The organism is Aeromonas sp. FDAARGOS 1410 (genome assembly GCF_019048745.1).
GTDB classification, from domain to species: domain Bacteria; phylum Pseudomonadota; class Gammaproteobacteria; order Enterobacterales; family Aeromonadaceae; genus Aeromonas; species Aeromonas jandaei.
Window position 1 is genome coordinate 2,633,095 of the sequence record NZ_CP077401.1, and the last position, 18,659, is coordinate 2,651,753.

The 18,659-nt window shown below is 61.1% G+C and carries 18 protein-coding genes; 11 read left to right on the forward strand and 7 right to left on the reverse strand.

Annotation, left to right across the window (positions count from 1 at the left end):
• Nucleotides 1–75: 75 nt before the first annotated feature.
• The 3 genes from I6L40_RS12315 to cra all read right to left on the reverse strand — a co-directional run bounded on the left by I6L40_RS12315 (nucleotide 76) and on the right by cra (nucleotide 3,707).
• A complete protein-coding gene (locus tag I6L40_RS12315; protein ID WP_216994317.1) occupies nucleotides 76–741 on the reverse strand; it encodes a hypothetical protein in 666 nt (221 codons plus the stop codon).
• 160 nt (nucleotides 742–901) lie between these two features.
• Entirely contained in the window at nucleotides 902–2,095 is a 1,194-nt protein-coding gene (locus I6L40_RS12320) for an aromatic amino acid transport family protein (protein WP_041207855.1), read from the reverse strand.
• A gap of 625 nt (nucleotides 2,096–2,720) precedes the next feature.
• A complete protein-coding gene (gene cra, locus I6L40_RS12325) occupies nucleotides 2,721–3,707 on the reverse strand; it encodes a catabolite repressor/activator (RefSeq protein WP_216994318.1) in 987 nt (328 codons plus the stop codon).
• Between the two features lie 307 nt (nucleotides 3,708–4,014).
• On the opposite strand from cra, the gene fruB reads away from it, so the two are divergent.
• The 4 genes from fruB (at nucleotide 4,015) to I6L40_RS12345 (ending at nucleotide 8,599) form a co-directional block, all read left to right on the forward strand.
• Nucleotides 4,015–5,130, forward strand: coding sequence for a fused PTS fructose transporter subunit IIA/HPr protein (gene fruB / locus I6L40_RS12330; RefSeq protein WP_216994319.1), 1,116 nt, complete (start codon nucleotides 4,015–4,017; stop codon nucleotides 5,128–5,130).
• Nucleotides 5,130–6,119, forward strand: coding sequence for a 1-phosphofructokinase (gene pfkB / locus I6L40_RS12335; RefSeq protein ID WP_216994320.1), 990 nt, complete (start codon nucleotides 5,130–5,132; stop codon nucleotides 6,117–6,119). The genes fruB and pfkB overlap by 1 nt, the downstream gene beginning before the upstream one ends.
• Nucleotides 6,116–7,852 carry a PTS fructose transporter subunit IIBC gene (gene fruA, locus I6L40_RS12340; RefSeq protein WP_216994321.1) on the forward strand — a complete coding sequence of 579 codons (1,737 nt, stop codon included), beginning with the start codon at nucleotides 6,116–6,118 and terminating at the stop codon, nucleotides 7,850–7,852. Before pfkB ends, fruA begins: the two co-directional genes overlap by 4 nt.
• Before the next feature lie 177 nt (nucleotides 7,853–8,029).
• Nucleotides 8,030–8,599: a glucose-6-phosphate isomerase family protein gene (locus I6L40_RS12345; protein WP_216994322.1), complete on the forward strand. Its 570-nt coding sequence runs from the start codon at nucleotides 8,030–8,032 to the stop codon at nucleotides 8,597–8,599.
• Nucleotides 8,600–8,620: 21 nt separating this feature from the next.
• On the opposite strand, the gene I6L40_RS12350 is transcribed toward I6L40_RS12345, so the two are convergent.
• The gene (locus I6L40_RS12350; RefSeq protein WP_071910026.1) at nucleotides 8,621–9,628 is read right to left on the reverse strand and encodes a LacI family DNA-binding transcriptional regulator; all 1,008 of its coding nucleotides are present in this window, start codon (nucleotides 9,626–9,628) and stop codon (nucleotides 8,621–8,623) included.
• Between the two features lie 211 nt (nucleotides 9,629–9,839).
• On the opposite strand from I6L40_RS12350, the gene I6L40_RS12355 reads away from it, so the two are divergent.
• Genes I6L40_RS12355 through I6L40_RS12380 form a run of 6 tightly spaced genes read left to right on the forward strand, consistent with a single transcriptional unit; the run spans nucleotide 9,840 to nucleotide 15,470 of the window.
• Nucleotides 9,840–11,606 carry a class I mannose-6-phosphate isomerase gene (locus I6L40_RS12355; protein WP_071910028.1) on the forward strand — a complete coding sequence of 589 codons (1,767 nt, stop codon included), beginning with the start codon at nucleotides 9,840–9,842 and terminating at the stop codon, nucleotides 11,604–11,606.
• Nucleotides 11,607–11,611: 5 nt separating this feature from the next.
• Nucleotides 11,612–12,040, forward strand: a complete 429-nt coding sequence (locus I6L40_RS12360; RefSeq protein ID WP_071910030.1) for a PTS sugar transporter subunit IIA — start codon at nucleotides 11,612–11,614, stop codon at nucleotides 12,038–12,040.
• 9 nt (nucleotides 12,041–12,049) lie between these two features.
• Nucleotides 12,050–12,544, forward strand: a complete 495-nt coding sequence (locus I6L40_RS12365; protein ID WP_071910032.1) for a PTS sugar transporter subunit IIB — start codon at nucleotides 12,050–12,052, stop codon at nucleotides 12,542–12,544.
• A 12-nt stretch (nucleotides 12,545–12,556) separates the two neighbouring features.
• The gene (locus I6L40_RS12370; protein ID WP_071910034.1) at nucleotides 12,557–13,360 is read left to right on the forward strand and encodes a PTS sugar transporter subunit IIC; all 804 of its coding nucleotides are present in this window, start codon (nucleotides 12,557–12,559) and stop codon (nucleotides 13,358–13,360) included.
• Nucleotides 13,360–14,208 (forward strand): PTS system mannose/fructose/sorbose family transporter subunit IID, encoded by an 849-nt coding sequence (locus tag I6L40_RS12375; RefSeq protein ID WP_043851918.1) that lies wholly within the window; start codon nucleotides 13,360–13,362, stop codon nucleotides 14,206–14,208. Before I6L40_RS12370 ends, I6L40_RS12375 begins: the two co-directional genes overlap by 1 nt.
• A 53-nt stretch (nucleotides 14,209–14,261) precedes the next feature.
• Nucleotides 14,262–15,470 carry an AGE family epimerase/isomerase gene (locus I6L40_RS12380; protein ID WP_254204024.1) on the forward strand — a complete coding sequence of 403 codons (1,209 nt, stop codon included), beginning with the start codon at nucleotides 14,262–14,264 and terminating at the stop codon, nucleotides 15,468–15,470.
• A gap of 15 nt (nucleotides 15,471–15,485) precedes the next feature.
• Here I6L40_RS12380 and I6L40_RS12385 read toward each other — a convergent pair whose 3' ends face one another.
• Complete coding sequence (locus tag I6L40_RS12385) at nucleotides 15,486–15,737, reverse strand: DUF1289 domain-containing protein (RefSeq protein WP_071910036.1); 252 nt, start codon at nucleotides 15,735–15,737, stop codon at nucleotides 15,486–15,488.
• Nucleotides 15,738–15,886: 149 nt separating this feature from the next.
• On the opposite strand from I6L40_RS12385, the gene mltA reads away from it, so the two are divergent.
• The gene (gene mltA / locus I6L40_RS12390) at nucleotides 15,887–17,038 is read left to right on the forward strand and encodes a murein transglycosylase A (protein ID WP_071910038.1); all 1,152 of its coding nucleotides are present in this window, start codon (nucleotides 15,887–15,889) and stop codon (nucleotides 17,036–17,038) included.
• 142 nt (nucleotides 17,039–17,180) lie between these two features.
• Here mltA and yfaE read toward each other — a convergent pair whose 3' ends face one another.
• Both yfaE and nrdB read right to left on the reverse strand, forming a co-directional pair.
• Nucleotides 17,181–17,501, reverse strand: a complete 321-nt coding sequence (yfaE, locus tag I6L40_RS12395) for a class I ribonucleotide reductase maintenance protein YfaE (RefSeq protein WP_071910040.1) — start codon at nucleotides 17,499–17,501, stop codon at nucleotides 17,181–17,183.
• On the reverse strand, nucleotides 17,498–18,631 hold the full coding sequence (gene nrdB, locus I6L40_RS12400) for a class Ia ribonucleoside-diphosphate reductase subunit beta (RefSeq protein ID WP_019445145.1): 1,134 nt from the start codon (nucleotides 18,629–18,631) through the stop codon (nucleotides 17,498–17,500). Before nrdB ends, yfaE begins: the two co-directional genes overlap by 4 nt.
• Nucleotides 18,632–18,659: the final 28 nt, after the last annotated feature.

The following is an 18,659-nucleotide window of genomic DNA, read 5'->3' on the forward strand; positions in this document are numbered from 1 at the left end:
TGTCCGTTCAGGTTTTAGTGGCAAAAAAGATTGTATAAAACACGGTTTTCGGCGGTTTGTTCGGCTGTGCCCTGATCAGCGGACGGGGGTCAGCAGGGCCGAGAAGTAGCGCTCCTGCATTTGCTGCCAGCGGCCGCTCGCTATCAGCTGCTGCTGGGATTGGACAAGGGCGGCAATATCGGCCTGGCGGCTCTTTTTGAGGTAGAGATAGACCTCGATATCGGAGACCCGTTTCCATGGCGCGGCAAGGGGGGATTGATTGGTGGGCAGCAGCCGGATCACCCAGTCGGTTCTGCCGCGCTGGAGCAGGGCGAGACCCTGCTTCTCATCGTTGAACCAGACGATGCGCCGACTGTCGAGATAGCGGTTGCACCACTGAATGCCGCGCAGGCAGCCAACCCGCTCCTGACTGGCAGGGGGCCAGCTGGTGTCCTGCTTGCTCTGGGCATAGATGGTCACTTCGCCAATCGCCGTGCCAACCGGGATCATATGCGGGTGGGTCTGCTCAAAGCCCTTGATCCGGGCGATATCGCCATCGATGGTGCTATCGGAATCAAGCAGCTTTTTGCAGCGGGCGCTGGTGCAGGGGATAAAGGTGAAATCGACCCTGGCCTTGCCAAACCACTCCTCATAGAAGGGGCGCAGCAGGGGGATATATTCCACGGGCGCCGCCAGCGACAGGGGCGCACCCTGGGCAATCGGGTTCAGACAAAACAGCAGCCACCAGCCAGCCCACTTCATACCTTGCTCCCCACTCAATTGCGTATGGAAAAAGCGTAGTTGAAAGGTTCTCCATCCCGCAGGTGCGAGGCGGGAATGGGGTATGTGTCGTGGTGATAAAACAAAGCCCCGCCAATCAGATTGGCGGGGCTTTGTTATTTGGGGCATTCAGTATCGGGGATTACAGCGCGGGCAGCAGCCCCATGCTGACGCTGATCTGGACGCCAACGATAAGCACACCCATGGCGCCGGCCACTCCCAGCGCCACTACGCCACCCGGGGCGCGGTAGTGGTGGGCGGGGGCCTGCTTGCGGCTCTGCCACACCAGCGCTACCGGCAGCAGTACCGCGAGGATGGCCAGCGCAATGGCGGCGTAGCCGAGGGCCATGATAAAGCCCTGCGGGAAGTAGAGGGCAAACAGCAGCGGCGGCACAAAGGTGATAAGGCCGGTCTGGCTGCGGCCCTGCCAGTTATCCTTGCGGCGGGTCACCTTGGCCATAAAGTCGAATAGCCCCAGCGTCACCCCGAGGAAGGAGGTGGCGAGCGCCAGATCGGCGAACAGGTGCATCGCCTGATTGAAGGCGGGCCAGCTCACCAGCTTGCCGACGCTGGCGAGCAGGCTGTCGAGCGCGCCGCCATTGGCCAGCAGGGAGGATTGGCCAAGCAGCCCCAGAATGGCCACCTGCCACAGTACGTAGAGGATCAGCGGCAGGGCGGAGCCCCAGACAAAGACCCGGCGCAGCTGCTTGGGGCAATCGCCGAGGTAGAGCATCACGCTCGGGATCGAGCCGTGAAAGCCGAACGAGGTGAAGATCACCGGCAGGCCCGCCAGCAGCAGCCCTTCCCCGAGCGGCATGGCGAGCAGGTGTTCGCCCTGGGCGCGCGGCAGCAGCAACGCCAGCACGCCCACCATGATCACCAGCTTGACGGTGAACATCAGCCGGTTGAGGTAATCCACCGAGCGGGTGCCGACACAGACCATGCCGCCAAACAGCAGGGTAAAGGCCCAGGCGGCCTGCTCCTGGCTCAGGGTGATGCCGGCATCGGCCAGCGCCTGTGCCAGCAGGCTGCTGCCGCCGCTGATGTAGGCGGAAGCGAGGGCGTAGAACAGCATCAGGATACAGAAGGAGGCGATGCGCTTGCCCCAGGGGCCGAGCAGGTGATCCGCCAGCTGGTGCAGGTACCACTTGCCGGTATTGAGGCTGGCCTCCACCTGCAGCATGGCGGTAAAGGCCATCAGGGCCCACAGGCCAATCATCAGCAGCAGGGTGGCGGGGCCACCGAGGGACGAGGAAGCCAGCGGCAGGGCCAGCATACCGGCGCCTATGGTGGTGCCGGCAATCAACAGGGTACAACCCAGAGTCTTGGTGTTCATGTTATCCATCCGAAAGTGAGCGGAGATGTTGCAAACAAGAGAGAGCCAGTTGGCTGTGTCGGGAGGCGCCTCCGGGGGAAAAGCCGGAGGCTAGCAATATCGGCGTGGAAACATCTGTACCTGAAACCTGTCGGTTGTAAAAGATGGTTGCCACGTTAACGGATCGAAATAGCGGAGACAACCCCTAAAAAGCGGATTTTGTGCTGTGGAAGGCAATTAAGTGGAAATAAAAAATTACACTCAGCGCTATGCGCCGAAAAAATGTGCGCCTTGAGGTATTGATGCCAATCCGCTTCAACCGGCCCTCGGGATCGGAGGGGGTTGCTACAGGCGCTGGGAAGGGGCGGCAGAGGGCAAAAGGGGGCGCTAGCGGCCCGAATGGTTCGGTATAAGTAAAAATAGGGTCATATGGCCAAAAGCCATAAATTCAATTTATAGCGAGCCGATGAGGCGATAAACGGGCCCTGAGCAGGGGTTGCAAGCCCTGTCGGCCGGTTGGCCGATCTTCCGATGGCCAAACAGACGCGTGCAAAGGTGGGCGTGGAGAAGAAAAGCCGCACAGGCTGCCCATTCCGGCAGTTTTTGCAGGCAGCCTGTGTGGTTGTGAGCGGTTGCCGCAGGCGGCTTAGCGACGGCGCTTGAGGGTACGGCTCACATAGTGCAGCCCGCTCTGGTAGTCGCCATTGACCGCCTTGAGTGCCAGCTCCAGCGCTTGGCTCGCCAGCGCGTCGTGCTGCTGGGGCAGGGAGTTGATGCCAAAGGGGAGGAAGTCGAGCAGCCGATCGTCGCCAAAGGTGGCCATGGCAAGCTGGCTCATATCGGTCTCTTGTTCCAGCAGGTAGTCCAGTACCCCCTCCATCAGGATATAGGAGGTGGTGATCAGCGCCTCGGGCAACTGGCCCAGCTGCTGGTGCAGAAGTTTGATCAGGCGATACCCCTCGGTGCGCGAGAAGTGGGCCCCTTCACAGAGGTGGCAGGTAGCACTGTGGCTGGCGATGGCCTGCTCGAAGCCCGCTTTTCGCTCCTGACTGATCGTGAGTGCAGGCAGTGCAGTGATCAAGGCGATATGGCGAATGGCCGGGGTGAGCAGGGAGGCGGTGAGGTCAAAGCTTGCCTTCTCATTTTCACTGGCGACGGTGACGAAGCGATCGGCCGCCATGCTCCGGTCGATGGCGAGGATCTGCACACCTTGTGCCTGCTGGTTGCCATAGAAGGGATCGTCCGGCGGCAGGCAGCTGGCTACCAGCAGGGCATCCACATGGCGGCTCACCAGCATCTGGGCCAGCTCTTTTTCGGTGGCAGGATCATCTTCCGAGCAGACGATGAGCAGCTGATAGCCCTGCGCCCGCGCCCCCTGTTCCAGCCGTTTGGCCAGCTTGGCGTAACTGGCGTTCTCAAGGTCGGGCAGGATAAAGCCGAGGGTTTTGGTCTGGCCGCCGCGCAGGGAGGCGGCGCGGCTGTCCGGTTGGTAGTTGTGGGCGGTGACGACGGCCATTACCTTGTCGCGGGTGGCCTGACTGATGCGGTATTGGTCGGCCTTGCCGTTGATCACATAGCTGGCTGTGGTGCGCGAGACACCGGCGAGGGCGGCGATTTCATCCAGTTTCATCATATTGGCTCTGTTTGAGTTGCTAGGCCCACGGGCACTGCCTGGTAAGGGCACCGAAAAGTGTGCGCGGGATCATATCATTGAAAACCGCTCTTTGTGGGTACTTGATCAATTCGCTGAAACGATTCAGTCTGAGTGTAAGTGAAACGATTCAGCTTGTCAGCAGCACCGCTTCGCAGAGATGCAGAGCTGGGTGATAAAACCCGGTCAGGATCACATTTCGAGGTATCCCGACTATCGTCAGCTGGCAGGCAAACCGAATGTTCAATTGTGTTGACCCGGCGATGCCGGGATCTGATGGAGAGTGGCTATGTTGAAGTTGGTGCGAGAGCAGATCTTGCTGGGGCAGTCGGTGGCGACCAAGGCCGAGGCGATTGCCCTGTTGGCAGGCAAACTGACCGAGGCCGGTCTGGTGGAGGCGGGCTATGTCGATGGCATGCTGGCCCGTGAAGCGCAGCATGCCACCTACCTTGGCAGCGGCATCGCCATTCCTCACGGTACCACCGACACCCGTCATCTGGTGAAGAGCACCGGCGTCATGGTGGCTCAGTTCCCCAATGGCATCGAGTGGGACGAGGGGCAGATCGCCTATGTCGCCATCGGTATCGCCGCCAAATCAGACGAGCATCTGGGCATTTTGCGCCAGCTCACCCATGTGCTGGGTGATGAGCAGGCGGCAGCCCAGCTCAAAGAGGCCACCGATGCCGACACCATCATCAATATCCTGACCGGCGCCACTGCCGCCAAAGAGGTGCAATACCTGACCCTGGCCTACTTCCCGGCCGATGATCGTGACCAGCTGCTGCTGGGCGCCGCTGCCCGCGCCAAGTCCGCCGGTTGGGGCGATGCCGCCATGGTAAGCGCGCTGCTGGCAAGCGAACCGGCCTATCTGGGCGAGGGCATCTGGCTGGCCCGCGCCAATGTTCAGCAAACAGCATCGGCCCAGACCGGCTGGGTGCTGGCCACCCCGAGCAGCGAACTTCGCGCAGGGGATCTGCCGGTCAGCGCCATGCTGCTGCTGTGCGCCGCAGATAGCGGCCATCTGCCGCAACTGGAGAATCTGGCCAAACTGGCGGCCGCTGGTCAGCTGGCGACGCTGGCGGGCGGCGAGGGGCTGGCTATGTTGCAGGCAGGGCCAGCGAGCGGTCTTTCCGAAACCTTCACCATCATCAACCCCCACGGCCTGCATGCCCGTCCCGGTGCCATGCTGGTCAAGGTGGCCAAAGAGTTTGAATCAGATATACGGGTTGCCAATCTGGATGGCAGCGGCGAGGCAGTCTCCGCCAAGAGCCTGATGAAGGTGATCGGCCTTGGCGTCAAGTGCGGGCACCGTCTGGCATTTCGCGCCGAAGGGGCAGATGCCGAAGCGGCCCTCAAGGGGATCGGTGAGGCGATCGCCGCTGGTCTGGGCGAGGGGGCGCATTGATGAAGATTGTCACCATTACCCTCAACCCCGCCCTGGATCTCACCACTCGTTTGGACGCGATGAGCCTTGGCGAGGTCAATCTGGTGAGCGAGGCCAACCTGCGTGCGGCGGGCAAGGGGATCAACGTCGCCATGGTGCTCAAGGATTTGGGCCGCGAGGTAGGCGTCACCGGCTGGCTGGGCGCTGACAATGAACAGAGCTTTGTCTCCCTGTTTGCAGAGCGGGCACTGGGTGATCACTTTGTCCGTGTCGCGGGCAGCACCCGCATCAACGTCAAGATTTCCGAGCAATCCGGTCGGGTCACCGATCTCAACCTGCCGGGGCTCACCATCCAGCAGGGGGAAGTGAGTGCGCTGGAGCTGGCCATCGACCAATTGGCCCCTCACGCCGACTGGTTTGTGCTGGCGGGCAGCTTGCCCAAAGGGGTGGCCCCCGATTACTGCGCCCATCTGATTCGCCTGCTGAAAGCCAAGGGCAAGCAGGTGATCTTCGATTGCAGCGGTGCGGCGCTAAGCGAAGGGATCAAGGCGGCGCCGACCCTGGTCAAACCCAATCTGGAGGAGCTGAGCCAGTGGGCGGGCCGCCCCGTCAAGACGCTGAGCGAGCAGGCCGAGTGTGCCCGCGCGCTTCAAGCCAGCGGGATCCCCAACGTGGTGATCTCCAACGGTGCCGATGGCCTCATCTGGTTTGCCCCGGATGCCGTCTGGCAGGCCATTCCGCCGCGGATGCAGGTGGTCAGCACCGTGGGTGCTGGCGATTCTCTGGTGGCTGGTCTCGCCCATGGCCTCAGCCTTGGCTGGGTGCCGGAGCAGACCCTGCGGCTGGCCACCGCCGTCTCGGCCTTGGCGGTCAGTCAGGTCGCGGTCGGCTTTGACGATATCAATGTGCTCAACCCCTTGCTTGAACAGGTGCGCGTAGAGCGTCTGGATGCGCTGGCACCGGTTCAATGCCATACCCCCTCAATGGAAAACTCAGGAGATGCCCAATGAAAGCAATCTTGGTTACGGCTTGCCCGGCGGGCATTGCCACCAGCTTTCTCGCTGCAAAACGGATAGAACAGCAGGCCAAACTGGCTGGCTGGGAGCTCACCCTCGACGTCGGCTCCAGCGTGCAACCGCGCCAGATCCCCTCAAAAGAGCAGATTGCTGCGGCCGACCTGGTGCTGGTCGTCGCCAGCGCTCCGGTGGATCTCGCCGCCTATGATGGCAAGCGGGTCTATCAGGGCAGCATGGATCTCGCCCTGCAGGATCCGGCCGCCTTGCTGGAGGCAGCAACCAGCGGCGCCAGTGTCTATCGCCATCAAGCCGCCTCCGCCGTTGCCAATGCTGCCGCCAAACCGGCCGCCGCTGGCAAGCGCATCGTGGCGGTGACTGCCTGCCCGACCGGGGTGGCCCACACCTTTATGTCGGCAGAAGCGCTGGAGACCATGGCCAAACAGCTGGGTCATCAGATCCGCGTCGAGACTCAAGGCTCGGTCGGTGCCCAGAACGCCCTGACCGCCGAGGAGATTGCATCCGCCGATCTGGTGTTCCTCGCCACCGATATCGAGGTGGACATGGCCCGTTTCGACGGCAAGCCGGTCTATCGCACCAGTACAGGCGCGGCGCTCAAGAAAACCCGTGTCGAGCTCGACAAGGCGTGGAACGAGGCGAAAACCTATCGCCACAGCGGCGTCAGCCAACCCAAGAAAGAGGAAAAAGCAGGCCCCTACAAGCACCTGCTGACCGGCGTCTCCTTCATGCTGCCCATGGTGGTGGCGGGCGGTCTTATCATCGCGCTCTCGTTTGTGTTCGGTATCGAGGCGTTCAAGGTGGAAGGCACTCTGGCCGCCGCTCTGATGAAGATCGGTGGTGGCTCTGCCTTTGCCCTGATGATCCCGGTGCTGGCCGGCTACATTGCCTACTCCATCGCTGACCGCCCGGGTCTCGCCCCCGGCATGATCGGCGGTATGCTGGCAAGCTCGCTGGGTGCCGGTTTCCTCGGCGGCATCGTGGCCGGTTTCTTGGCCGGTTACAGCGCCAAGTACCTGAGCGACAAGGTGCGCCTGCCGGTGACCCTTGAAGCGCTCAAGCCCATCCTGATCATTCCGCTCTTTGCCAGCCTCTTTACCGGTCTGGTGATGATCTACGTGGTGGGTGGCCCGGTGGCCGGCATCATGAATGCCATGACCACCTTCCTCAACAACATGGGCTCTGCCAACGCGGTGCTGCTGGGTGTCATCATCGGTGCCATGATGTGCTTCGACATGGGCGGCCCGGTCAACAAGGCGGCCTACGCCTTCGGTGTCGGCCTGCTGGCCTCCAAAACTTACGCCCCCATGGCTGCCGTGATGGCCGCTGGTATGGTGCCGGCACTGGGCATGGGGATCGCCACCTTCCTGGCCCGTACCAAGTTCATCAAGGCGGAGCAGGAAGCGGGCAAGGCTTCCTTCGTGCTGGGTCTGTGCTTTATCTCCGAGGGTGCCATCCCGTTTGCCGCCAAGGATCCGATGCGCGTTATCCCGGCCTGCATGGTCGGCGGCGCCCTGACCGGTGCGCTCTCCATGCTGTTCGGCTGTGAGCTGATGGCCCCCCACGGCGGTCTGTTCGTGCTCTTTATCCCGCACGCCATCAGCAACGTCATGATGTATATCGTGGCGATTGCCGCAGGCTCGCTGCTGACCGGTGTCTCCTACGCCATGCTCAAACGCGGCGAAGAGCAGGCCAAACTGGCCACCGCATAAGCCTTGCCACCCGACAACACGTCATAACCAAGAGCGGCCTGCGGGCCGCTTTTTTATTGCCGGATACAGGGAAAAATGCAGGCGTTGTTTTGCTTGTGGTTAATGGATTAACCCTCTAGCGTGAGGTGCTTGGGGCGCCTCTGCGCCCGCTGATAACCCGATACCCAGGAGCAGATGATGACACCCATGATCCCCCCCATGCTCAATTTTGCGACCGGCAAGCTCGGTGGCGCCGAACTGGTTGAGAAGAACACCACCCTGGCTGACTTGCAGGGGCTTTTTGCCGACCCGCACGCCGAGGCCGCGCTCTCGCCCGAGACCCCGCTCTATCGGGTCGCCATGCTGCCCGGCAATGGTGGCGAGGGGGATCTCAACATGGGGGTGACCTATCTGGAGGCTGGTCAGGTCGGGCAGGAGTTTTTCATGACCCGCGGTCATATCCATGCTCGGGCCGAGCAGGCGGAATACTACTTCGGGTTGTGCGGGCAGGGGTTGTTGCTGCTGCAGGATATGGCCGGTGTCTGCCGGCTGGAGCAGGTCTTTGCCGGCAGCGTTCACCATATCCCTGGCCATGTGGCCCATCGACTCGTCAACACCGGCGAGACGCAGCTCTCGGCGCTGGCGGTCTGGCCTGCTGTCGCAGGTCACGACTACAAAGCGATGGGCGCACGCGGCTTTGCCGTTCGGGTGCTGGCCGGAGAAGATGGCACGCCCCGCCTCGTGACCAGCGATCAGCAAGGCATGTAAATCGGAGCTGGCGGCGGCCCGCTAGGGGCTGCCGCAAGATTGGCGTACCACCAGAGTAGGGGGCAGAATGATGCTCTTGGCCGGCTCGTCGTTGCCGGCCATCCTCTCAAGCAGCAGCTCGCCTGCCTTGCGGCCGATCTCCCGCGCAGCCACCGAGACGGTGGTGAGCGCCGGTTCGACCAGCGCGGTTTCCGGCAGATCGTCAAAACCCACCAGTGCAAAGTTCTGGCCGATGAGGCGCCCCTGCTTGCGCAGCGCCAGCATGGCGCCGAGCGCCACCACATCCTGATAGCAGACCGCCGCCGTCACCTCGGGGTGCAGCTCCAGCAGCGCCGTCATGGCGCGGGTGCCCTCTACCCGGCTGGCGCCGCAACCGATGATCCACTCCGGTTTGGGCGAGATGCCGTGTTCGAGCAGCTTGCTCATGTAGCCACCGAGGCGCTGGGAGCGGCTGATGGAGGTGGGGGAGCCCCCGACAAAGGCGATATGACGGTGGCCGAGTTTCAGCAGGTGCTCGGTCGCCAGCTGGCAACCGAGAAAGTTGTCGGTGCCGACAAAGTCGATCGCCACATCCGGCACCGGTCGCACCACCAGAATGGTAGGCATATGGCGCCGCTGCAGGCTCTCGAAAAAGCTGTGGGGGGTGGGCTGGGCAGCACAGATCACCATGCCGGCGGCGCTGTTGCGTTGCAGCGAGTCCATAAACTGCTGCTGCCTTGCCGCTGACTCCTCGCTGTTGGCGAGAAACAGCATCAGATCGTGATGCTCCATCTCCCGGCTCAGTCCCGCCGTCATCTCTGCATAGAAGGGGTTGGTAATGTCGTGCAGCAGCAAACCGACCTGATTGCTGCTCTTGTTGCGCAGGTTGGCGGCAGTCTGGTTGTAGACATAGCCGAGCTCGTCGATGGCTTTGAGTACCCGCTGGCGGGTGTGGTCGGAGATGCGTCCCTTGTTGCGCAGGGTCATGGAGACGGTGGCGGTGGAAACGCCCAGATGGCGGGCAATATCGGCAACAGTCACATTGCTCATGGTGTGGGTCCAGTCATGGTCGTGTCATCAAGATATATCGATTAACCTTTATTTCGGATGACAGAAGGTTGCAAGTGAGCGATTGATCACGAATTTCACCGCCAATACCGATGATATATCCCAATGTTTGAGGTTAATCGTGTTTATCAGGTTGTGGTTAACGGGTTAATCGATTTATCTCTGTCGTAGGTGTCAACGAGAGAGCAAGCCAATGATTCATTCGAGTTACGTTTCCAACTACGACAAATATCCAGAAGTGACCGTTGTTGGATATGAGCGGGCCGCCTGTGCGGGATGGGACGCGATTGCCCATCAGCTGAAGGCCAAAGTGAACGGGCAGGAGAGGGCGAAAGTGGTGCTGGTGATCGACTGCTATCACGGCGTGGATCAGGGTGAGCTGCGCACCCAACTGCTGGCCAGATTCGAGCCTCACACGCTCATCGATGTGGAACAGGCGCGCCTGCCCGAACCCAAAGTGCTGGCGATGCTGGATCGCTTCATCACCGATGACAGGGTGTTTGGCGTGCTGGCACCCCACAAGATGGTGGAGTTTTTTGACCCGGTTGCCTTGGCGCGCCTGCAACAGCAGGTCGCAGAGATGGCCGAAGGTCTGGTGGTGGTGATGGGCAGCGGCGCTTCGCTGGTGGTGCAAGGGGATGTGCGGGTCTATGCCGATCTTGCCCGCTGGGAGATCCAGCAGCGTCTGCGTCGTAAAGAGATTGGTAACTGGGGTGCAGATAACACCGAAGAGGACATATTGCGCCGCTACAAGCGTGCCTTCTTCATCGAATGGCGGGTGTTTGACCGCCATAAATTGGCCCAGCTGCCCACCATCGATTTTCTGCTCGACACCAACACCAGGGGCAAGCCGACCATGGTAACGGGGGCGGCACTGCAACAAGGGTTGCATCAGGCTGCGCGCCAGCCGTTCCGGGTGGTGCCCTTCTTCGACCCGGGGGTCTGGGGTGGGCAGTGGATGAAGCAGGTGTGTGATCTGGACCCGGCCCAACCCAACTATGCCTGGTGCTTTGACTGCGTACCCGAGGAGAACAGCCTCTATCTGCGCTTTGGCGAGGTGAGGGTGGAGATCCCGTCGCAAAACCTGGTGCTGTGCCAGCCCAGCGCCTTGCTTGGGGTGCGGGTACACGCCCGCTTTGGCGCCGAGTTCCCGATCCGGTTCGATTTTCTCGATACGGTGGGGGGGCAGCCGCTTAGTCTGCAGGTGCATCCGCTGACCGAATACATCCAGCAGGAGTTCGGCATGCACTACACCCAGGACGAGAGCTACTACATGCTCGATGCCAAGCCGGACTCCTGCGTCTACCTCGGCACGCGCAACGGTATCGACCCGCAGGAGATGCTGGCAGAGCTGGCTGCCGCCCAGCGCGGCGAGAAGCCCTTCGACGACGAGCGTTTCATCAACCGCTTCCCGGCCCGCAAGCACGATCACTTCCTGATCCCGGCCGGAACCGTCCACTGTTCGGGAGAGGGGGCCATGGTGCTCGAGATCAGCGCAACCCCCTACATCTTCACCTTCAAGCTGTGGGACTGGGGTCGGGTCGGGCTCGACGGCATCCCGCGCCCCATCCATCTGGAGCATGGCAGCAAGGTGATCCAGTGGGAGCGCGACACCGACTGGACCCGCGAGCATCTGGTCAATCGCATCGAGCTCGTCGCCGAAGGGCCGGGCTGGCGCGAGGAGCGTACCGGACTGCATGAGCGGGAATTTATCGAGACCCGTCGCCACTGGTTCAGTGTGCCGGTCGAGCACGACACCGGCGGTACGGTGCAGGTGCTCAATCTGATTGAGGGACGAGAGGCAACGGTGGAGAGTCCCGACAATGCGTTCGCGCCGTTTGTGGTGCACTACGCCGAGACCTTTATCGTACCGGCGTCGGTAGGGCGCTATCGCATCCGTCCGAGTGGCGAGAGTGAAGGGGCGACCATCGCCACCATCAAAGCCTATGTGAGGGGGTAACCAAGATGCTGAGGATCCTTATCGCAACCCATGGTTCACTGGCGCCGGCCCTGCTGGCCAGCGCCAGCATGGTCTACGGCGAGCTGCCCGCCGTAGCCACAGTCTCTCTTACCGAAGAGGGGGGAATAGCGGCGTTTCGCACCGAGTTTGAACAGACCCTGCGCCGTCATGGCGCGGGGGCTGACGGGGTGCTGGTGCTGTGCGACATGGAGTGTGGCACACCCTACAACGTGGCATGCCGCTTTGCGTTTGACCCCGAATGGCCGCAGCCGGTAGCCGTGGTGACCGGGGTGAACTTTCCCATGCTGCTGATGAGTGCCGACTGGCTGGCGGCAACCGATGTGCACGAGGCTGCCCGCCAGTTGCTGGCCCAGGCACTGGAATCCATGGTGATCGCGGCCCCGGCGGCACACCAGCAAGATGACAACTTCTAGGAGAGCGAGATGGCGATTTCATTTGTACGCATTGACGATCGGGTGATCCATGGCCAGCTGGTGACGCGCTGGGCCAGAGAGCTGCCCTGCGACGGCATTGTCGCGATTGATGACGAGGTGGCGGCCGATCCGTTGCTCTCCCAGGTGATGATCGGCGCTGTGCCGGACACCAAGGTGTGGCTGTTCGACGTGGCGACGGCCATTGCCAAGCTGCCCAAGGTGATCGCCAGTGACAAGCGCTACTTCGTGATTGGCAAGTCGCCGGTCACCCTGCAGCGGCTCTGCGCCGCCGGCATCTCTCTTGAGAACCACAACGGCAAGATCAACGTGGGGCCCATGAGTGCCCGCGAGCAGACCACCACCATAGGCCCCAACCAGTCGGTGACGGCGCAGGAGATCGCCGCTTTTGACTATCTTGCCAGCCTTGGCCACGAGATTGACTTTCGGCTGGTGCCGGACGCCAGCCACTACAACTGGGCAGATGCCCAGAAAAAGCTGAAATAGGGAGCCGACATCATGTTTCTGGAAGCAACTCTCATCGGGATACTCTGTTATCTCGGTGCCCTCAGCAGCCCCTGGCTGCTGGGATTGACCGGGGGCTGGTACACCATTACCCGCCCGCTGGTTTCGGGCATGCTGGTAGGGGCGATTCTCGGTGATATCCAGACCGGGATCCTTATCGGGGTGGCGGTGCAGGCGGTCTATATCGCCATGGTGACGCCGGGCGGTTCCATGCCGGCGGATCTCAACTTCGTCGCCTTTCCGGCCATCGCCCTCGGCGTCATGTCGGGCAAGGAACCGTCAGTTGCCGTGGCCATTGCCGCCACCATCGGCATTGCCGGTACCATCCTCTTCAACTTCATGATGGTCTTCAACTCCTACTGGAACCACAGAGCCGACGTGGCGCTGGAGCAGGGGGATGAAAAGGGGGTTTATCTCAACAGCGCGATCTTCCCGCAGGTCAGCAACTTCGTACTGCGTTTCGTGCCCACCTTTATCGCCGTCTATTTTGGCAACCAGTACATCGAAGGCTTCATGAACAGCCTGCCTGAGCTTGTGATCCGCACCATGACGGTGGTGGGCGGCATTCTGCCGGCGGTCGGCATTGCCATCCTGCTCAAGCAGATCATCAAGCAGAGCAGCATGCTGATCTATTTTCTGGTGGGCTTTGTCGGCATCGTTTTTCTCAAGCTCAACATGGTAGGGCTGGTGATGATCGGTGCCCTGCTTGCGCTCATCCACTACAACTACAAGCCGGAATCTCGCCCTGCAGTAGCTGCCCGTGCTGCCACCCAAACCGATGATGAGGATGAATTCTGATGGACGCAAAGCTGCAAGCGGGCCAGCCGGTGAACAATGCGCCGGTGGCTCTCACTCCCAAGGATCTGCGTGCCTGCTGGCGTTCGTGGATGATGTACAACCTATCCTCCATGAGCTTCGAGCGCCTCGAATCGTTCGGTTTCTGCCTTGGCATGATGCCGGCACTCAAGAAGCTCTATCCCGGCAAGGTGGAGAGGATGGAGGCGATGAAACGCCATGCCTCCTTCTACAACACTGAGCCCCAGATTGGCGCCATCATCAACGGGCTGGCGGTGGGACTTGAGGAGAAGCGGGCTAACGGAGAGAAGATCGATGGCGAGACCATCAACACCCTGAAAGTGGGGCTGATGGGGCCCATCGCCGGGATCGGGGACTCCATGATCCCGGGCATGCTGGTGCCCATTTTGCTCAGCATCGGCATGGCGCTGGCCGCCGGCGGCAGCGTGTTGGGGCCGCTCTTTTATATCATCAGCTTCAACGCCATCGTCATCACCGGCTCCTACATGCTGTTTATGAAGGGCTACCGGATGGGAACCGGCTCGGTGGAGGCGCTGGTGAGTTCGGAGTCGGTCAAACTGCGCGAGGCGCTCTCCCTGCTCGGGGTCTTTGTGATGGGCGGGGTGGCCGCCAGTTATGTCAACCTCTCCACCGGGCTCGATTTTGTTACCTCGGACGGGGTCAATATTCAGGTACAGGCCATGTTGGATGGCATCTTCCCCAAACTGATGCCACTGCTGGTGGTGCTGGGCACCTGGTATCTGATGGCCAGACGCAATGTCTCGCCGGTCAAGGCAATGCTGGGGTTACTGGTAGTGGCCTTTGTCGGGGTCGCCATCGGTCTCTTCTAGGCCGATTTGGAGAATGAGAGCAAATAACGGGAGAGCGAGGCTCTCCCTTTTTCATGAACTGGATCGTGGGCTGGATAGATGTGCGAGGTGATGAGATGCATGACGAGATAAGAGAGGCGGCACAGCGCTGCCGACGCTGGCTGGTGGAGGAGGCGCTGCCTCACTGGCGGGCAAGCGGATTTGATTGGGAACGGGGGCTGTTTGCCGAAGGGCTGGATGGTGCTGGCGAGCCCCTCTGGCAACCCACCCGATGTCGGGTGCAGAGCCGGCAGATCTATGTGTTCAGCCACGCAGCCCTGCTCGGCTGGTATGAGGGAGGCGAGTTGGCAGAGCGCTGCGCCAGGTTCGGCATGAGGCATTTTGATGATGGTGCCGGCAACCAGCTGTTTTCCCTTAATGCCGATGGTTCTCCTGCCGACAGTGCGGTGTGCTGCTACGAATACGCCTTTGCCCTGCTGGCCGAATGCTGGCTCTACCGTTTGAGCGGCGAGCCGTGCTGGCAGCAGCAGGCCGAGTCGCGCTATCAGGCCATCGTGCAGCTTTTTGCCGATCCTGTGTATGGCGGGTTTCACTCCAGCTGGCCAGCCGGTTCGCTGCGCAGCCAAAACCCCCATATGCATCTTTTCGAAGCACTGCTGGTGGCGGCCGAGAGCTTTGATGATCCCTGCTGGCAAGTACGTGCCCATCAGATCTACAAGCTGTTTCTCCAGCACTTTCTGGAGCCCATCTTGCTGCGGGAGTTTTTCGATGAACGGCTTCTCCCGACTCATCCCGATTCGCACCTGATCGATCCGGGTCATCACTACGAGTGGTGCTGGCTGCTGGCCCGTTACCGGGCATTGGCACAAGGATGGGCGTGTGGGCCGAGTGAGCGCGAGATAGATGAGGGGATCGCCATCCTGAACAGCTTTGCCACCGCTCACGGCCACGGGCCGACCGGGCTGGTGATGGATGAGCTTACCGATGACGGACAGCCCCATCGGGCGACCAGTCGGCTCTGGTGCCAGACCGAACATCTCAAGGCGCTGCTGGCGGCCTACGAACGGCGAGGGGACTCAGAGATTGCCCGTCAGATTGGCGAGGTGGTGAGGCAGATCTTCCACTACTACCTGACGCCAGCCTTGCCCGGCCAATGGGTCGATCAGGTCGATGTCACCGGTCAGCCGCTGACAATCCATGCCCCAGCCAGCACCTTCTACCACCTGTTTGTGGCGTTCAGCGAGCTGGCAAGGGTGGCAGAAAGGAGAAGTGAAAGCGGGTAACAGACCAAGAGAAGATCAAAAATCCCAGCCCGGTTGTTCTGGCTGCTCGGGTTGAGCTCCTTCCTGTGCTTTGCGGCGGGCGGCTTCGACCCGCGCCTTGCGGGCGCGGCACAGACGCATTACATCCTGCTGCTGGGCGGGGGTCATGGCGAGCCAGTTGAAACGCTCTTCGCGGCTGCGCAAACACCCTTTGCAGTAGCCCTTGTTGTTCACTTCGCAGACCCCGATGCAGGGGCTCTGCAGCGGGAAGATCTCGAGCTGTTCCATCCATCACCTCGCACATCCTGTCACCTTGTTATAACCCAGCTGTCACCTTTGGCGAAATCCCTCTTCAAGTGATTGATGTCATTTGCTTTCCCCCTGCAAATTTGGCATCTTCCCCGCCGAGCATGGCTATTGGCGTTATATGAGGACATATGAATAAACACGCGTACTGGCTGACCGCCGTGGTGCTGGGTCTGGCCGGGTGTGCAGGCAACTCTGAGCAAAATCAGGTGCCCCAAAAACAGACCGACAACAGATGTTTCCTTAACTGCGAGGTGCCAGTAAATCTGGGCAAGCAGTATCTGGACGGCACCTTGCCGGGGGAGCTGGTCAGGGTTGAGCGGGTCAATAGCCGTGCGCGAGCCGATTACAGCAAGTTTGGCCCGCAGAGTCGGCTGGTGCTGGAGCGCTCCGGCAAGATGAATCGCCGTTATGGTGAGCTCTACCACAAGCTCTCCCGCTGGGTGGCCAATGGCGGCAACCCTGCCGACATCACCCGTTACGGTATCAGCCTGGCCCAGCTGGGCGGGGCGGATCGGATGGGTAACGTGCTCTTCACCGGCTACTACTCGCCGGTGCTGGAGGTGCGTCGTCGTCCCGATGCCAAGTACAAATATCCCATCTATGCCATGCCCAACTGTGGCAGCCGTTGTCCGACCCGGGCCCAGATCCATCAGGGGGCGCTGGCCAACCGCGGGCTGGAGCTGGGTTACAGCAAATCCCTTATCGACAACTTCCTGATGGATGTGCAGGGTTCCGGTTTCGTTCACTATGGCGATGAGGATCGGCTGCAATATCTGGGCTACAGCGGCAAGAACGGTCACGGTTACGTGAGTATCGGCCGGGTGCTGATCGACCGCGGTGAAGTGCCCAAAGAGCAGATGTCGATGAAAGCCATCAAGGATTGGGCTAGCCGCCAGCCGGAGGAGAGCGTCAAGGAGCTGGTGGAGCAGAACCCCTCCTATGTCTTCTTCGAGCGCCGTCCGACCAACGATGTGATCGGCGCTGCCGGTATTCCGCTGCTGCCGATGGCGGCCGTTGCTGCCGACAAGACCCTGTTGCCGATGGGTACCCCGATCCTCGCCGAAGTGCCGTTGCTCGACAAAGAGGGCAACTGGACCGGCAAACATCAGCTGCGTTTGTTGATTGCGCTGGATGTGGGCGGCGCGGTGAAGAAGGGCCACCTCGACCTCTATCACGGCATGGGCGAGAAGGCCGGTGTCGCAGCGGGTCACTACAAGCACTTCGGCCGGGTCTGGAAGCTGGGTCTGCATCACGGGCCGACTGCCGCGCCCTGGTTGTAATGTCTGTGCTGGCAGGTTGAGCAGCCAGCAGCCCACTTAGGTATCGAGTAGGCATCGAGATGGATCTAAAAAAGCCGCCGGAGCAATCCGGCGGCTTTTTGTTTTGCTCTCTTTGGCTGCGCACGAGGTGCTGCAAGCGGGATCAGCGTTTCTGAATATCCAGCTTGATGGCGCCGACCGGCTTGCAGCAGCAGGGGAGACACTCCCCCTGGGAGACAAAGGCGAGCGGCACATTGGGGTAGTGCACCTTGCCCGCGATGAGCGGGGTGCGGCAGGCACCGCAATAGCCGCTGCGGCACTGGAACTCGACCCGATGGCCGTGGCGTTCCAGGGTTTCCAGCACGCTTTCGCCGGGATGAGCGTGCAGCACGCCATCCCGGGTATGTACCCGTGGTGTCTGTCCCGCCTGCTGTTCGGCAGGCGAGTGTGGGGCAGGGGTCAGCGTGTTGGTGGCGTCACTCACAGCTCGAAATCGCCCAGATCGTCGGCATTCACTTCGCTGTCGATCTGACCCACCAGATAGGAGCTTACCTCCACCTCTTGCGGAGCGACCTGCACGTTGTCGGACGACAGCCAGGTGTTGATCCAGGGGATCGGGTTCTGCTTGGTGCCGGCAAAGGCTGGCTGCAGACCGACGGCGGCCATCCGCAGGTTGGTGATGTACTCGACGTACTGGCAGAGGATGTCCTTGTTCAGGCCGATCATGGAGCCGCCCTGGAACAGGTACTCGGCCCACTCTTTCTCCTGAATGGCCGCCTCTTTGAACAGCTCGAAGCAGGCCTGTTCGCACTCGGCGGCGATCTCGGCCATCTCGGGGTCGTCCTGACCGCTGCGCATCAGGTTCAGCATGTGCTGGGTACCGGTCAGATGCAGTGCCTCATCGCGGGCGATCATTTTGATGATCTTGGCGTTGCCCTCCATCAGCTCGCGCTCGGCGAAGGCAAAGGAGCAGGCGAAGCTGACGTAGAAGCGGATCGCTTCCAGCGCGTTGACGCTCATCAGGCAGAGATAGAGCTTCTTCTTGAGCTCGCGCAAGGTGATGGTCACCTCGCGGCCAGCGACAGTATGGGTCCCTTCACCGTGCAGGTTGTAGAGGGCGGTCGCTTCGATCAGGTCGTCGTAGAAGTGGCTGATGGAGCCGGCGCGCTTCAGGATCTGCTCGTTGGTCACGATGTCGTCGAACACCTGGGCGGGGGTGTTGACGATATTGCGGATGATGTGGGTGTAGGAGCGAGAGTGGATAGTCTCGGAGAACGCCCAGGTCTCGATCCAGGTTTCCAGCTCCGGAATGGAGACCAGCGGCAGCAGCGCCACGTTGGGGCTGCGACCCTGAATGGAGTCCAGCAGGGTCTGGTACTTCAGGTTGGAGATGAAGATGTGCTGCTCGTGGGGGGGCAGGGCCTGATAGTCGATGCGATCACGGGACACATCCACCTCTTCCGGGCGCCAGAAGAAGGAGAGTTGTTTTTCGATCAGCCGCTCGAACACTTCGTGCTTTTGCTGGTCATAACGGGCTACGTTGACCGATTGGCCAAAAAACATCGGCTCTTTGAGCTGGTCGTTTTGGGTTTGGCAGAAAGTTGAATAGGCCATGGTTACCAGAATGTCTGTATGGAGAAAA